Origin of the sequence: Dechloromonas agitata is5, assembly GCF_000519045.1 — a bacterium.
Classification (GTDB): domain Bacteria; phylum Pseudomonadota; class Gammaproteobacteria; order Burkholderiales; family Rhodocyclaceae; genus Azonexus; species Azonexus agitatus.
The window spans coordinates 2,228,334-2,243,742 of sequence record NZ_KI912532.1 but is presented as its reverse complement, the minus strand read 5'-3'; the positions used below and the strand labels follow the sequence as shown (position 1 = coordinate 2,243,742).

Annotated in this window: 15 protein-coding genes; 3 read left to right on the top strand and 12 right to left on the bottom strand. The window is 59.9% G+C overall.

Features of this window, described 5'->3' with window-relative positions:
• Positions 1 to 22: 22 nt before the first annotated feature.
• From K420_RS0110925 to K420_RS0110890, 8 genes are all read right to left on the bottom strand, one after another.
• Positions 23 to 2,869, bottom strand: a complete 2,847-nt coding sequence (locus K420_RS0110925; protein ID WP_027458096.1) for a 2-oxoglutarate dehydrogenase E1 component — start codon at positions 2,867 to 2,869, stop codon at positions 23 to 25.
• 98 nt (positions 2,870 to 2,967) lie between these two features.
• Positions 2,968 to 4,266: a citrate synthase gene (gene gltA, locus K420_RS0110920; protein WP_027458095.1), complete on the bottom strand. Its 1,299-nt coding sequence runs from the start codon at positions 4,264 to 4,266 to the stop codon at positions 2,968 to 2,970.
• Between the two features lie 82 nt (positions 4,267 to 4,348).
• On the bottom strand, positions 4,349 to 4,591 hold the full coding sequence (locus K420_RS0110915) for an FAD assembly factor SdhE (protein WP_027458094.1): 243 nt from the start codon (positions 4,589 to 4,591) through the stop codon (positions 4,349 to 4,351).
• Entirely contained in the window at positions 4,591 to 5,301 is a 711-nt protein-coding gene (locus K420_RS0110910) for a succinate dehydrogenase iron-sulfur subunit (protein WP_027458093.1), read from the bottom strand. Before K420_RS0110910 ends, K420_RS0110915 begins: the two co-directional genes overlap by 1 nt.
• Before the next feature lie 12 nt (positions 5,302 to 5,313).
• Positions 5,314 to 7,098, bottom strand: coding sequence for a succinate dehydrogenase flavoprotein subunit (gene sdhA, locus K420_RS0110905; protein ID WP_027458092.1), 1,785 nt, complete (start codon positions 7,096 to 7,098; stop codon positions 5,314 to 5,316).
• 2 nt (positions 7,099 to 7,100) lie between these two features.
• Positions 7,101 to 7,448 (bottom strand): succinate dehydrogenase, hydrophobic membrane anchor protein, encoded by a 348-nt coding sequence (sdhD, locus tag K420_RS0110900; protein WP_027458091.1) that lies wholly within the window; start codon positions 7,446 to 7,448, stop codon positions 7,101 to 7,103.
• Positions 7,445 to 7,831: a succinate dehydrogenase, cytochrome b556 subunit gene (sdhC, locus tag K420_RS0110895; protein WP_027458090.1), complete on the bottom strand. Its 387-nt coding sequence runs from the start codon at positions 7,829 to 7,831 to the stop codon at positions 7,445 to 7,447. Before sdhC ends, sdhD begins: the two co-directional genes overlap by 4 nt.
• Before the next feature lie 135 nt (positions 7,832 to 7,966).
• Positions 7,967 to 8,722, bottom strand: coding sequence for a GntR family transcriptional regulator (locus tag K420_RS0110890; protein WP_051453284.1), 756 nt, complete (start codon positions 8,720 to 8,722; stop codon positions 7,967 to 7,969).
• A gap of 201 nt (positions 8,723 to 8,923) precedes the next feature.
• Here K420_RS0110890 and K420_RS0110885 point away from each other — a divergent pair, with 201 nt between their 5' ends.
• From K420_RS0110885 to K420_RS0110875, 3 genes are all read left to right on the top strand, one after another.
• Positions 8,924 to 9,910: a malate dehydrogenase gene (locus tag K420_RS0110885; RefSeq protein WP_027458088.1), complete on the top strand. Its 987-nt coding sequence runs from the start codon at positions 8,924 to 8,926 to the stop codon at positions 9,908 to 9,910.
• Between the two features lie 77 nt (positions 9,911 to 9,987).
• Entirely contained in the window at positions 9,988 to 10,971 is a 984-nt protein-coding gene (locus K420_RS0110880) for an HpcH/HpaI aldolase/citrate lyase family protein (RefSeq protein WP_027458087.1), read from the top strand.
• Positions 10,964 to 11,695, top strand: a complete 732-nt coding sequence (locus K420_RS0110875) for a tRNA pseudouridine(65) synthase TruC (protein WP_027458086.1) — start codon at positions 10,964 to 10,966, stop codon at positions 11,693 to 11,695. The genes K420_RS0110880 and K420_RS0110875 overlap by 8 nt, the downstream gene beginning before the upstream one ends.
• On the opposite strand, the gene K420_RS0110870 is transcribed toward K420_RS0110875, so the two are convergent.
• The 4 genes from K420_RS0110870 to K420_RS0110855 all read right to left on the bottom strand — a co-directional run bounded on the left by K420_RS0110870 (position 11,689) and on the right by K420_RS0110855 (position 15,270).
• On the bottom strand, positions 11,689 to 12,129 hold the full coding sequence (locus tag K420_RS0110870) for a CBS domain-containing protein (protein WP_027458085.1): 441 nt from the start codon (positions 12,127 to 12,129) through the stop codon (positions 11,689 to 11,691). The genes K420_RS0110875 and K420_RS0110870 overlap by 7 nt on opposite strands.
• A 160-nt stretch (positions 12,130 to 12,289) precedes the next feature.
• Positions 12,290 to 12,727 (bottom strand): hypothetical protein, encoded by a 438-nt coding sequence (locus tag K420_RS0110865; protein ID WP_051453082.1) that lies wholly within the window; start codon positions 12,725 to 12,727, stop codon positions 12,290 to 12,292.
• A gap of 4 nt (positions 12,728 to 12,731) precedes the next feature.
• Positions 12,732 to 13,949, bottom strand: a complete 1,218-nt coding sequence (locus K420_RS0110860) for a porin (RefSeq protein WP_157275065.1) — start codon at positions 13,947 to 13,949, stop codon at positions 12,732 to 12,734.
• Between the two features lie 73 nt (positions 13,950 to 14,022).
• A complete protein-coding gene (locus tag K420_RS0110855) occupies positions 14,023 to 15,270 on the bottom strand; it encodes a nitronate monooxygenase (protein WP_027458082.1) in 1,248 nt (415 codons plus the stop codon).
• Between the last annotated feature and the right edge of the window lie 139 nt (positions 15,271 to 15,409).

The window sequence follows — 15,409 nt, the reverse complement described above, 5'->3', positions numbered from 1 at the left end:
TTACTCCACTCTGCTGTAGTTATCAGTACTCGATCTTGCCCAGGGCGGACTCGATCAGTGCCTTTTGTTGCTCGTTGTGCTTGGCCAGATAGCCAACCGCCGGAGACGACGATGCCGGGCGGGAAACCAGCAGCATCTTCTGCTTGGCCCCGAGCTGGGTGTCGAGATGGTGGCGGGAAGCGATCCAGTACCAGGCCCCTTGGTTACGCGGCTCTTCCTGGCACCAGACGATTTCGGTCGCCTTCGGATACTTGGCCAGTTCGACTTCCAGCGAGGCCTTCGGGAAGGGATAGAGCTGCTCCATGCGAACGATGGCGATATCCTTGATTCCCTTTTCGCGACGTGCATTGACCAGATCGTAGTAGACCTTGCCGCAACACAGGATGACACGCTTGACCTTCTTCGGGTCCAGATCATCCACTTCGCCGATGACGCGCTTGAATTCGCCGTTGGCCAGTTCGTCCAGCGACGAGCAGGCATCCTTGTGACGCAACAGCGACTTCGGCGACATGACGATCAGCGGCTTGCGCTGCATGCGGACTGCCTGGCGGCGCAGCATGTGGAAGACCTGGGCAGCCGAGGTCGGCACGCAGACTTCCATGTTCATCTCGGCGCAAAGCTGCATGAAGCGCTCCGGACGGGCGGAAGAGTGTTCCGGGCCTTGGCCTTCATAGCCGTGCGGCAATAGCATGACCAAGCCACAGGCACGACCCCATTTGGCTTCGCCGGAGGCGATGAACTGATCAATCACGACCTGGGCACCGTTGGCGAAGTCGCCGAACTGACCTTCCCAGATCACCAGTTCGTACGGGTTGGCCGAAGCGTAACCGTAATCGAAGGCGAGCACGGCCTCTTCCGACAGGACGGAGTCGTAGCACTGGAAGCCGGCCTGCTTCTCCTGCAGATTCTTCAGCGGATGGTAGGTGCCGGCATCCCAGCTGGTGCGGTTCTGGTCATGGAAGGCAGCATGGCGATGGAAGAAGGTGCCACGACCGACATCCTCACCGGAAATGCGTACTCCATAACCGGAAACCAGCAACGAGGCGTAGGCCAGATTCTCGGCCATACCCCAGTCCACCGGCAGCTTGCCCTCACCCATCGCGGCGCGATCCTCGACGATTTTCTTGACGCGCGAATGGAGCGAGAACCCCTCCGGGATATCGGTCAGGCGCTTGGCCAGACGCTGCAGTTCAGCCTTCGGTACGCTGGTGTCGCATGTCTCGATGTACTGCTTGGTTAGGAACGGGGTCCAGTCGATGGTCATCGGATGCTTGTAACCTGCCAGCACCGGGTTGTAGAGCAATTCACCCTTGTCGAGGTGCTCGCGGAACTCCTTGATCATCTGCTCCGGACCATCGGCCGGCAAGACCCCTTCGGCCACCAGCTTGTCACCATAGAGTTTGCGGGTACCCGGATGCTTGGAGATGATCTTGTACATCAACGGCTGGGTGACCATCGGCTCATCCTGCTCGTTGTGGCCGAGCTTGCGGAAGCAGATGATGTCGATAACGACATCTTTCTGGAACTTCTGGCGGTACTCCACCGCAATCTGGGTCACCAGTGCCACGGCCTCCGGATCGTCGCCATTGACGTGGAAGATCGGCGCATCGACCATCTTGAAGATGTCGGTGCAGTAGTGGCCCGAACGATAGTCGCGCGGATCGGAGGTAGTAAAGCCGACCTGGTTGTTCACAACGATGTGCAAGGTGCCACCAACGCCATAACCACGGGTCTGCGCGAAGTTGAGCATTTCCTGGTTGACACCCTGACCGGCCACGGCGGCATCGCCATGGACAAGGATAGGCATAACCTTGGTTTTGGCACCTTCGCCACGGCGAACCTGACGGGCATAGACCGAGCCTTCGACGACCGGATTGACGATCTCCAGGTGCGACGGATTGAAGGCCAGCGTCAGGTGGCAGGGACCTCCCGGGGTCGAGACGTCGGACGAGAAGCCCATGTGGTACTTGACGTCACCGGCCGTCAGGTCGCTTTTCTTCTTGCCCTCGAACTCGGCAAACAGCATGGACGGTGCCTTGCCCAGGGTATTGACCAGGACGTTCAGGCGCCCGCGGTGCGCCATGCCGACGACGATTTCGTCGAGACCCAGGCTACCACCGGTACGGACGGCTTCGTCCATGGAGACGATCAGCGACTCACCGCCTTCAAGCGAAAAACGCTTCTGACCGACGTACTTGGTGTGCAGGTAACGCTCCAGCGTTTCTGCGGCAGTCAGGCGCTCCAGGATGCGCTTCTTCTGATCAGCGTTGTAGGACGGACGGGAGCGGATGCTTTCCAGGCGCTCCTGCAGCCAGCGCTTCTCGTTGTAATCCGTCATGTACATGTACTCGACACCCACGGTGCCGCAGTACGTCTGTTTCAGGGTCTCCAGAATATCGCCGAGCTTGGCGTTGTCCGGCAGGCCCTTGAGGGAACCGACACTGAAGGTCTGGTTGAGATCGGCGTCGGTAAAGCCATAGAAGGACGGCTCCAGTTCGTCGATCTTCGGACGGGGTAGACGCTTCAGCGGGTCGAGATCGGCCCAGCGCGTACCGAGCGAGCGGTAGGCAGTGACCATTTGGCCGACGGCGGACTGCTTCTTGTGCTCGGTCGCCGACGAGGCCGGAGCCGCAGGGCGGAAACCACCGTCCTTGGCCAATTCGGCAAAAGCAGCGATCACCGGCGCGTGTGCGACATCGCGGGCGACATAACCCGGCATCTGGGCCAGACGGTCGAAATAATCACGCCATTCGGCGTCGACCGAAGTTGGATCATTCAGGTAGTTCTCATACAGCTCTTCGACGAACGGCGCGTTGCCGCCGAAATACATCGTGCTGTCGAACAATTGGTTCATCGTTGTCATAGGCATCCCCTCTAGGGTATTTTTTTCATTCGTAGCTACATGTGCGGTGCTACAAATCTCCGCAGGTAAAAAAAGGGCGGCCACACGGCCGCCCAATTTTTTCTTTAGCCGCGTTGGGCGAGCGGTACGACGTCGCGCTTCGCCGCGCCGATGTACAGCTGCCGCGGACGGCCGATCTTGTATTCCGGATCGGTGATCATCTCTTCCCACTGCGTCATCCAGCCTACCGTACGGGCCAGTGCAAAGATGCAGGTGAACATCTCGGTCGGGATGCCGATCGCCTTCTGAACGATACCGGAGTAGAAGTCGACGTTCGGGTAGAGCTTCTTCTCGACAAAGTACTGGTCTTCCAGGGCGATCTTTTCGAGCTCCTTGGCCAGCTTGAAGAGGCGGTCGTTTTCGAGGCCCAGTTCTTGCAACACATCGTCGCACACCTTGCGCATCAGCTTGGCGCGCGGATCGAAGTTCTTGTAGACGCGGTGACCGAAACCCATCAGCTTGAAGGAATCATTCTTATCCTTGGCACGCTTGATGTACTCGCCGACACGGGAAACGTCGCCGATTTCTTCCAGCATCTGCAAACAGGCCTCGTTCGCACCACCGTGCGCCGGGCCCCACAGGCAGGCGATACCGGCGGCGATACAGGCGAACGGATTGGCACCCGACGAACCGGCCAGGCGGACGGTCGAGGTCGAGGCATTCTGCTCGTGATCGGCATGCAGCGTGAAGATGATGTCGAGGGCGCGCGCCAGGACCGGATTGGCGACATACTTTTCGCACGGGTTGCCGAACATCATGCGCATGAAATTCGAGGCGTAGTCCAACTCGTTGTCCGGGTACATGAACGGCGCACCCGTGTTGTACTTGTAGGCCATGGCGACGATGGTCGGCATCTTGGCGACCAGGCGGATGAAACTGACGTTGCGGTGCTCAGCATCCGAGAAGTCCATCGCGTCATGGTAGAACGCAGACAAGGCACCGACGACACCCGTCATGACGGCCATCGGGTGGGCATCACGGCGGAAGCCCGAGTAGAACTTGGCAAGCTGCTCATGCACCATCGTGTGCTTCTTGATGGTGTTTTCAAAGCTGGACTTCTGGCTGACGTTGGGCAACTCACCGTTCTTCAGCAGGTACGCGACTTCCAGGAAGTTGCACTGTTCGGCCAGCTGTTCGATCGGGTAGCCGCGGTACAGCAACTCACCCTTGTCGCCGTCGATGAAAGTGATTTTCGACTTGCAGCTGGCGGTGGAGAGAAAACCGGAGTCGTAGGTAAACAAACCGGTCTTGCCACCGAGCGTACGAATATCGACGCAATCGTTGCCGTGCGTCGGGGACATGATCGGGAAATCGACGGGAGCCTGTCCATCGATTGTCAAAGTTGCCTTGCGTTCGGTCGTCATGGTGTCTTCCCTTTACAGGTGTTGGTTGTCACTGCACTGCCAAAAAGCGGTAAACGTTCCCAAATTAGAACATCAACCTTACTCAACTCTTACGAATCGCAGCCACAATGGGTGCGAAGCGAGGATCATCGCACTCGGTCTGACCACTCAGCCAGTACCAGAGCTCATGATCCTCCATGTTTGCCAATTCCACGAACACCTGCTTTTCCTCCTCGGACAAACGATCGAACCCTGTATCGAGAAAGCGCGTCAGCGTGATATCCAGCTCGAGTAAAGCCCGCCGGATACAACGCCAACGCAGACGTTCGTAATCCGCGCGCTCCATCAGACGGCGCGACGGACCATCATGTCCTTGATCTTGCCGATGGCCTTCGTCGGGTTCAGACCCTTCGGGCACACGTCAACGCAGTTCATGATGGTATGGCAACGGAACAGGCGATACGGATCCTCCAGGTTGTCGAGGCGCTCGTTGGTTGCCTGGTCGCGCGTATCGGCGATGAAGCGGTAAGCCGCCAGCAAGCCGGCCGGGCCGACGAACTTGTCCGGGTTCCACCAGAACGACGGGCAAGACGTGGAGCAGCAGGCACACAGGATGCATTCGTACAGACCGTTCAGTTCCTCACGATCTTCCGGCGACTGCAGACGCTCACGCTCCGGCGGCGGATCATTGTTGATCAGGTACGGCTTGATCGAGTGGTACTGCTTGAAGAACTGGGTCATGTCGACGATCAGGTCGCGAATAACCGGCAGGCCCGGCAACGGACGCAGAACGACCGGCTGCTTCAGTTCGTCGATATCGGTCAGACAAGCCAGGCCATTCTTGCCATTGATGTTCATGGCATCGGAACCACAGACGCCTTCGCGGCAGGAGCGACGATAGGACAGCGTGTCGTCCTTGGCCTTCAGTTTTGTCAGCGCGTCCAGCAGCTTGCGATCGGTCGGCTCGAGCTCAACCGAAATATCCTGCATGTACGGCGCGTCATCCTTGTCCGGATCGTAGCGATAGATGCTGAATTGAACCATGCGTTTGCTCATGTTCTTCTCCGATTAGTACGAGCGCGTCTTCAGCGCGATGGTTTCGACGGTCAGCGGCTGCATGTTCACCGGCTTGTAGCTGATGCTGTTATCTACCGGATTGAACAGGGTGTGCTTCAGCCATTCGGCATCGTTACGACCGTTCGGGAATTCCGGGGTATCCGGTGCATCGTCACGAACATGGGCACCACGAGATTCCTTGCGAGCCTCGGCGGAGAGCATGGTAGCCTTGGCGACCTCGATCAGGTTTTCCATTTCAAGGGCTTCGGTACGCGCCGTATTCCAGGCCATCGACTTATCCTTGATCTCAAGCTGGCGAGCAGCCTTTTCGATCTCGAGAATCTTGTCGACGCCACTCTTCAGCAGGTCGCCGAAACGGAACACGCCAGCATGGGCCTGCATCGTACGCTGCATGGCCAAGCGGGTTTCATGCACGTTGGCGCCACCCTTGCGGTTATCGATCGCGGAAACGCGAGCAAGCGACTGTTCGGCGGCATTCTTCGGCAACTCGCGGTGAGCCTTACCAGCCTTGAGGTCTTCCACGGCGGAATCGCCGGCCGACTTGCCGAAGACAAGCAGGTCAAGCAGGGAGTTGGTTCCCAGGCGATTGGCACCGTGCACCGAGGCACAGGCACACTCGCCAGCGGCGTAAAAGCCCGGAACGACGGCATTGGGATCGCCATTCTGCGGCATGACGACGCGACCGGAATAATGGGTCGGGATACCGCCCATCTGGTAGTGACAGGTCGGTACAACCGGCAGCGGCTCCTTGATGCAGTCGACACCAGCAAACTGCAGGCCGATTTCACGGATACCCGGCAGGCGCTTCATGATGGTGTTCGGATCGAGGTGGGTAATATCGAGCAGGACGTAGTCCTTGTTGACGCCACAGCCGCGACCTTCGTTGATTTCGGTGGTCATGGCACGGGAAACCACGTCGCGCGAAGCCAGATCCTTGGCGTTCGGGGCGTAGCGCTCCATGAAGCGTTCCTTGCTGCTGTTACGCAGGATGCCGCCTTCGCCGCGCACGCCTTCGGTGATCAGCACGCCGGCACCGGCCACGCCGGTCGGGTGGAACTGCCAGAATTCCATGTCTTCCAGCGGAATGCCGGCACGCGCCGCCATACCCAGGCCGTCACCGGTGTTGATGAAGGCATTGGTGGAAGAGTAGAAGATACGGCCAGCACCGCCGGTCGCAAAAATGGTAGCGCGGGTATGGAAGATGACGACCTGGCCGGTTTCCATTTCCATGGCGGTCACACCGACGACATGACCTTCACTATCGCGGATCAGGTCGAGCGCCATCCACTCCACGAAGAACTGAGTGTTGGCCTTGACGTTGCGCTGATACATGGCGTGCAGCATGGCGTGACCGGTACGGTCAGCCGCGGCGCAAGAACGACGCACCGGCTTCTCGCCGAAGTTCGACATGTGGCCGCCGAACGGGCGCTGGTAGATCTTGCCGTTATCGGTACGGTCGAACGGCATGCCGTAATGCTCAAGCTCGACGACGCATTCATTGGCCTTGCGCACCATGAACTCGATCGCGTCCTGGTCGCCGAGCCAGTCGGAACCCTTGACGGTATCGTACATGTGCCAGTGCCAGTGATCTTCCTCGGAGTTACCGAGCGAGGCGGCAACACCACCCTGAGCAGCAACAGTATGGGAGCGGGTCGGGAAGACCTTGGAGAGGACGGCGGTCTTCAGACCGGCTTCGGACAATTGGATCGCGGAACGCAGACCGGCGCCACCGGCACCGACGATGACTGCGTCAAACTTCAGAACAGGAATACTCACGCTTACAGCCTCCAGAGAATCGCAGCAGCCCACGCGGTGTAACCCACCAGCGCAGCAATGGTCACAACGTGCAGAGTCAGGCGCAGGCCCGTCGGCTTCACGTAGTCCATCCAGATGTCACGCACGCCAATCCAGGCGTGGTAGAACAGGCTCACGAAGAAAAGGAAGGTCAGGAACTTGATGACGCCATTGGCGAAGACACCCTGCCAGGCCTCAAAGGTGGAGGGGCGAACAACCAGCAGAACGGCGGCGATCAACACGGAATAGACGGCCATGATGACGGCTGTGGCACGCTGAGCGATCCAGTCCTTCAAGCCGTAATGGGCACCGACAACGATACGATTGATCACAGCAGAACCCCCCACAGGATCAAGGTCAGCGGAATGCTGACGGCGAAGACAACGGCGGCGGACTGGCGAGCAGCCTCCTTTTCGATACCGACATGCAGATCGAGCAACAGGAAGCGGATACCAGCACAGAAGTGATGCACGAAAGCCCAAAGCAGACCGGCAAGAATGACCTTTACCGGCAGCAGACCAGCAATCTCCTTGAAGGAGGCGAAGCTTTCAGGAGAACCCAGGCTGGCGCCGAAGAGCCAAAGCATTACCGGGAAACAGAGGAACAATCCCGCACCACTGACCCGGTGAAGAATCGAAACCTTGCCCGGCAACGGCAGCCGGATGGTGGTCAAGTCCAAGTTTTTTGGACGTTTCTTGATGGTCATTTCTGCCATGAACGTCATCCCTCGCGTAAAGATGCGGTTATCCGCTTGTACGTGGTTTGAAAAGAACCGTAATTATACATTCAAAACCAGGCCGAACACGCCACTCCATGCGCTTTACGACCTAATTCGTCAGTATGCTTTCGCTCACCCCAGATCGTTTCGGTAATAGTGGCGGCGAGTGCAATACAAACCCCGGCGCCACTCGACCGGCTTATTGCCATAGGTATAGGCCGTCCGCTCTACCAACAGAAGCGGATCACCCGGCTTGAGGCCAAGCAGACCAGCACTCTCCGCATCGGCGGCAACAGCGCGCAAATGCTCTTCCGCGCTGATCATGCGAACACCGAAATCACTCTCGAACAAACTATAGAGCGAACGTTCCCCGCCGCGCAGGCGATCGAGAGACAACCCATCAAAAAGATCCGCCACCAGGTAAATTTCGTCGAAAACCACCGGATCGTCACCGAAGCGCAGCAAGCGCTTGACATGCACAACCCGCTCGCCCGCCCTCAAGCCCAGTGCATTCGCCACCTCCGGTGACGCAGCTATCGTTTCACAGAGGAAAGGGTCGCTGACGGTAGGCGTGGGCTTCCCGCTATCCGGCACAAGACGGAGAAAACGATAGAAGGAACGCGGATCGTCATGGGTCGCAACAAAGGTCCCCTTGCCCTGGCGGCGCACCAGCATGTTCTCAGCAGCCATTTCATCAATGGCCTTGCGCACCGTACCCTGGCTGACATTGAAGCGGACCGCCAACTCCCCTTCACTGGGAATGGCATCGCCCGGCCCCCACTCCCCCTGCTCCAGGCTGCGGATCAGGAAATCCTTGATCTGCCGATAGAGTGGGCTAAAGGTCGGGGAAGACAAACGGGAGGCAGGACGGGAAACGTCACGAGTCATGGGCGCAAATTTCAGCATATTTCGGCCAGAGCGTCCACGAAAAGTTGTCTTATATAAGACAGATGATGAATTGACAGGAAAACGCCGAGCTTCTAACATCTTTAGTCTGTTGTGCCAGCACGCCACGCAAGGTAACCACGAAGCGGCACACATCAAGACCCGCACAATTTCAACCACGCTGTTTCAATACAGGAGCGACATATGTCCAAAGCCCCCATGCGCGTTGCCGTGACCGGCGCCGCCGGCCAGATCGGTTATAGCCTGCTGTTCCGCATCGCCTCCGGCGAAATGCTCGGCAAAGACCAGCCGGTCATCCTCCAGTTGCTGGACCTGCCGCAGGCCCAGCAGGCCGTCAAGGGCGTCATGATGGAATTGGACGATTGTGCCTTCCCGCTGCTGGCTGGCATGGTTGCCACCGATGATCCGAACGTCGCCTTCAAGGACGCCGACGTCTGCTTGCTGGTTGGCGCCCGCCCCCGCACCAAGGGTATGGAGCGCGCCGATCTGCTGACCGCCAACGGCGCCATCTTCACCGTTCAAGGCAAGGCCATTGCCGAAAACGCCAAGGAAGACGTCAAGGTTCTGGTCGTCGGCAACCCGTGCAACACCAACGCCTACATCGCTGCCGCTGCCGCCAAGAAGGTGGGTCGCACCAACCCGGCCAACTACCATGGCATGCTGCGCCTTGACCACAACCGCGCCCTGTCCCAGCTGGCCGAAAAGACCGGCCGTCCGGTTTCCTCGTTCAAGAAGCTGACCGTCTGGGGCAACCATTCGCCCACGATGTATGCCGACTATCGTAACTGCACCTCGAACGGCGACAACGTCAAGGCCCTGATCAACGATCACGCCTGGAACAACGACGTTTTCCTGCCGACCGTTGGCAAGCGCGGCGCCGCCATCATCGAAGCCCGCGGCCTGTCCTCGGCTGCCTCCGCGGCCAATGCCGCCATCGACCACATCCGTGACTGGGTGCTCGGTTCCGATGACTGGGTCACGATGGGCGTTCCTTCCGACGGCTCCTACGGTATTCCGGCCGGCATCGTGTTCGGCTTCCCGTGCGAATGCAAGGGGGGTTCCTACAAGATCATCCAGGGCCTGGAAATCGATGCCTATAGCCAGGAAAAGATCAATATCACCCTCAAGGAACTGACCGACGAGGCCGAAGCCGTCAAGGGCATGCTGTAATCCGGCGTTAGTTCTTAGCTTCACCAAAAGGCCGCGGTAAAATGCCGCGGCCTTTTTCATTCATCCGCCCAAACATCATGCGCCACCCCAAAGCTGTCCTTTTCGCTGGCGAAAAGCCCTTCCCCATCCTGCCAGCCGTTGATCATTACGCCGGATCGGAAAAACTGATGCGCAAGGCGCTGCAGTTGCAGAAGGAACTCGGGCCGATCTTCGACATCACCTGCGACTGCGAGGATGGTGCCCATGCCGGCGCCGAGCGGGAACATGCCGAGATGGCGGCCAGCGTGATCATGAGCGACGACAACCGGTTCAACCGGGTTGGCGCCCGCGTGCATGATGTCAGCCATCCGCACTGGCGGCAGGACATGGAAATCCTGGTTGGTATCGCCGGTAATCGCCTGCCTTTCATCACCTTGCCCAAGCCGTGTAGTGCCGGCGACGTGCAGGTGCAGATCGAGGCCCTGCGCGCCATCGAGCGGCATCTCAACATCGAGCGCCAGATTCCAGTGCATGTCCTGATCGAAACCCATGGCGCCCTGCGTGAGGTGTGGGAGATCGCCGCCCTGCCCGGGGTCGAATCGCTGGATTTCGGCCTGATGGACTTCGTTTCTGGGCATCACGGCGCCATTCCCGGTAGCGCGATGAAGAGCCCGGGGCAGTTCGAACATCCGCTGGTCGCCCGCGCCAAATGCGAAATCACGGCTGCCGCGCTGGCTTGCGGCGTTGTACCGTCGCACAACGTGACGACCGAACTGAAGGACATCGAGATCATCCGCAGCGACGCGCGACGTGCCCGCAACGAATTTGGCTACCTGCGCATGTGGAGCATCCATCCGAACCAGATCATGCCCATCGTCGAGGCGATGCGCCCTGATTTCTCGGAAGTGCAGTCTGCCACCGAAATCCTGATCGCCGCCCAGGACAAGGACTGGGGCCCGATCCAGCATAACGGCAAGTTGCACGACCGGGCCTCCTACCGCTACTACTGGGAATTGCTCGACCGGGCCCACGTCACCGGCATGGCCGTCCCGGACGAGGCCAAGAGCCGCTTCTTTGGCTGAGCAACTACCGATCCTCTACCGCGACGAGCACATCGTCGTCATCGACAAACCGGCCGGCCTGCTCGTCCATCGTTCGGAAATCGACCGCCACGAAACCCGCTTCGCCATCCAGATCCTGCGCGACCAGATCGGCCAGCGGGTCTGGCCGGCCCACCGCCTGGACCGCGGCACTTCCGGCGTACTGCTCTTTGGACTGACTGCAGAAATCGCGGGGCAACTCGGCCGCCAGTTCGAGCAAGGCCGGATCGACAAACGCTACTTGGCCGTCGTGCGAGGCTACCCAGCGACAACGGGCAGCATCGATCATCCGCTGACCCGGCAGCGCGACCCCTACGAATTCCAGGGTGAGGCGAGTAACAACGAAGCGCAGCCCGCCCTGACGCATTTCCGCACACTGGCCCAAATCGAATTGCCGGTTGCCGTCGACCGCTATCCAAGCAGTCGCTATGCCCTGCTAGAGGTGGAGCCGGTCACCGGCCGCCGCCACCAGATCCGGCGGCACCTGAAGCATATCGCCCACCCGATCATCGGCGACGCAACGTATGGCAAGGGCCGCCACAACCGCTTCTTCGCCGAACAGTTCGGCTGTCGGCGCCTGCTGCTCGCCTGCGTCAGGCTCGGTTTCGACCACCCGGTCAGCGGCTTGCGCCTGGACATGAAAACGCCAGTGTCCGGCGAATTCGCCGCGACACTGGCGCGTTTTGGCTGGCCGCTCGCTCAGTAACCGATTGCGGTTTCCAGTTCCTGCTGGTGTCTGATCTCACGTTCCAGGTCGACCATATCCTGGCCCAGCGCATCACGCGCCGAAACCATGCCGACTGGCACCCCCTCGGCGTCCACGACGGGCACATGGCGGAAGCCCCCCTCGGCCATCATGTAGAGCGCGTAGGACAAGGGTTTGTCGGCCGTGATGGTCTGCGGATTACTCGCCATGACCTGGCCGAGCTGCGTCGTATCCGGGTCCAGCCCAGCCGACAGGATCTTGTTGAGCGCATCGCGCTCGGTGAAGATGCCGGCGATACGGTTGTTCTCGACGACCAGCAAGGCACCGATCCGGCGCTCGGTCATCAGGCGGCAGGCCACCCGTACTGTCGTTTCCTTGCTAGCCGTTACCAGCACACGGCCTTCAAGCAGATTGCGGATCATTCTTTTCGGCATGGTTTGTCTCCTTGGTCAGTGTGGCGTACGCCAGCCGCTCATCGAGCCATGGCTGGTGCAGCCCAAGGAGAGATTACCCTGCTTTGATGACAATGACAGCAATGACCACGAAGATGATCACCATGCCGATCAGTTCAATGTTCATGCCCCACCGGAATTCCTAATGGGCCATTTCCAGCACGACCCTGACCCGGGCATCCGCTTTGGACGCCTCGATGAAGCCGATACCGCCCGGGTGCGTCGTAACCCACTTCAGCACCTCCTCCGAACTCCCCACTTTGACGGGCGGCTGGCCGCGCCCGGAAAAGACCTGCCGTGACCAATAGGCATTGACCTCGGAAAGATCCTTGCCGAGCAGCTTGTAATAGAAACGCGCCCGATCAGGATGGCTGTCGAGCATATCGACCGGCTGGGCCTCGACGCCGTTGAAGAACTGGCGGCTGCGCCCGAAGAAGATGTTGATCACCTCGTTGCGCGTCATCGCCGCAACGCCGCAACGGGCATTGACGACGACTGCCAGTTCGGCATGCAGGGGAGCCCCCGGCTGGGCCAGCAGCCAGAACACGATGCCGAGAAGGAACAGGCGACGGATCGGCATGCGATCAGAAAATGAAGTCCAGGGTCACGGAATAGACATCCATCCGGCCCGACCAGCGGCCAGATGCCGGCTCGCTTCGATAGGGAAAGATCGACGAGGCATCACCGCGTATCGCATCCCACTGGGCCTTGAGCGCCAGGTTGCTGGCGAAATCCCAGCGCGCGCCGACAATGCCGGTCGTCTGATCGGAATGTGAGTCGGCGATGATGCGCTGCTCGATAAGCGGGCGGCCGTCGTGATTGTTGGCCCGCGAATGCACCCAGGAATAACCGAGATAGGGCGTCACCGTGCCGATGCGATAACCGGCCAGCAGATAGCCGCCCTCCGAACTTTCCAGGGCATTGTTGCCCTGTTCGATACGGTTGAGCATGAACTGGACTTGCCAGGGGCCCTGATCGTAGACCACGCCGAGCGAGTAGTAGTCGGTGCGCTGGTTGCGGGTCGCCAGGAAGGCAGCCGAGGCCGCCGGATCGGGCGAATAGGCCTGCAGCAGGCCGGCGATCGGCAGGTCGTTGCTGGCCCGGATGTTGGCGTAGCTGGCGCGCAGGTGCCAGCCGCCCCGGTAGTAATCGACCGACACACCCGACATCGGCGAGCCTTCGACGTCCCACTGCCGGTCAGCCAGCGGTACCCGGCCGTTCGATTCGCCGTAGAAAGCCTTGAGCCTGACCAGACCATCGCCGAGCGGCACGGAATAAGCGGCATCGCCACCATGGATACTGTAGAAGGGCAGGTACCAGAAATAATCTCCCGGCGGACGCACGGTCAGGAAGGAATAACCGACCCAGCGCGAGTCGGCCATCATGAAGAACTCGGTCCCCAGTCGCCCCAGGCGCAGGCTCCACTCGGGGGTCGGCTCATATTTCAGGAAGGCCCAGGCCAGTTGCGGATCGTAGCTGCGGTCATAGTGGTACTTCACCTTGCCCTGAACCACGGCGCTCAGTTGCGGCGCAATCTGCCAGGTGGCCTGCAGGCCAAATACACTGTCGGCACGCCCATCCCAATCCTTCCGGATGCCGCTCGGCTGGGAAAGATCGCGCACGAATTCGACCTGATCGCTGGTCGTCCTAGCCAGGCCAAGCGTCCCAAAACCCTGCAGATTGAACGGCAAGTCGGCTTCAGCGCTGGCTGGCTGGGCCAGCAAGGCCAGCAGGCCGACGAGGAATCCGCGCCACGCAGCGCCAGGCCGAGACAATCGTTCGTTCAGAGGGGTTGGGGACATGCGACGTTCATCCAGGCAATCCGGCCTGGCCCATTGCAGCGCAGCCGCCTGGTAGGCGGCTGCGCGAGTGATCTCAGGCTTCAGGCAGGGCGATCTGCTGATCGGTGCTGAACTGGTAATCCTTGAAGATGTGCTCGGCCGACAGGATACGGTAACTGCCATCCTCGGCGCGGCGGGTCGTATCCTTCAGGCGGTAGGTGAGTTGGCCACAGGTCCAGATATCGAAGTTGCGCATGTGGGTGCACAGGCAGGTCTTGTCCCACACCTTAACTTTGCGGGCATCCGGATGAGCCGCCACCTCGCGGTTATATGAGGTGATATAGGCGCACTTGCCGTTGGCATCGAGCAGATAGCCGTAGGCCTCGCAGTTCGGGCGGATACCGTCACCGATGCCCGGGCTGGATTTGATCATCCGCATCGGATAGCCGGTCGGCGAGATCTGGTTGACCTCGATATCATCCTCGCTGGCCTTGAAATACTCCTGCTTGACATCCGCCGGCAGGCCGCATTCCTCGGCGACGGTGAAGCGCGTCGCCACCTGTACGCCGGCGGCACCCTGTTCGAGGAAAGCCGTGGCATCGGAGCCGGTAAAAATACCGCCGGCCGGGATCACCGGAATATCCAGTTTCTCTTCCCGCAGGTAGTGCAGCACTTCAGCGACGATGGTGGCCAGATCGTATTGCGCCCAGTCCATGCCGAAGCCGAGGTGGCCGCCGGCAAGCGGGCCTTCAACGACAACGTAGTCCGGCAGGCGGCCGGTTCGGGCACTCTTCTTGAGGAACAGCTGCAGGGCACGCACCGAGGAAACGATGATGCCCAGCTTGACGTCGCGGAAGCGCGGGTGGTCCTCGATCAATGCAAAGGAGCCGAGATGCAGGCCGGCGGCCAGCGTGATCCCTTCGATGCCGGCGTCCATCGCAGCGGACATGCGGACCTTGAGCGTCTCCTTCGGCGCGTTCATGGTCAGCTTTTCCATGCAGTTGATGAAGACCATGCCGGAGCCCTGCTTGCGGGCCATGGTGGCCTCAACGTGCAGCTTGGTTGCTTCCTCGAGCCGGCCGAGGTCGAACTTGACTGGCGACTTGTCTTCATTGAGGACGTTGTACTTGTACAGCGCGAGCTTTTCCTTGACGTGCTTGGTGTCGTAGCGGCGGTCGGACACGGTGTTGATCATGGCGTCCGAAATATGCCCGACGCCACCCAGCCGGGCCGCCTCCAGGGCCAGGTCGGCCGTCGAAATATCAACCCCCATGCCGCCGATCATGATCGGCACGAGCTCGTGCTTGCCCAGGCGCAAGCGGAAATCATCCACACGCTTCATCTTTGTCCTTATGGAAACCAGCCGAGAAACCCCTCACTTTCGGCCAAGGATGGAATTTTACGCCATTGTTCATTGCCATGCGTGACAACCCGGGGTCAAATCAAGTTTCACCACGCCGACTGTCGCTAAACTTGCCACT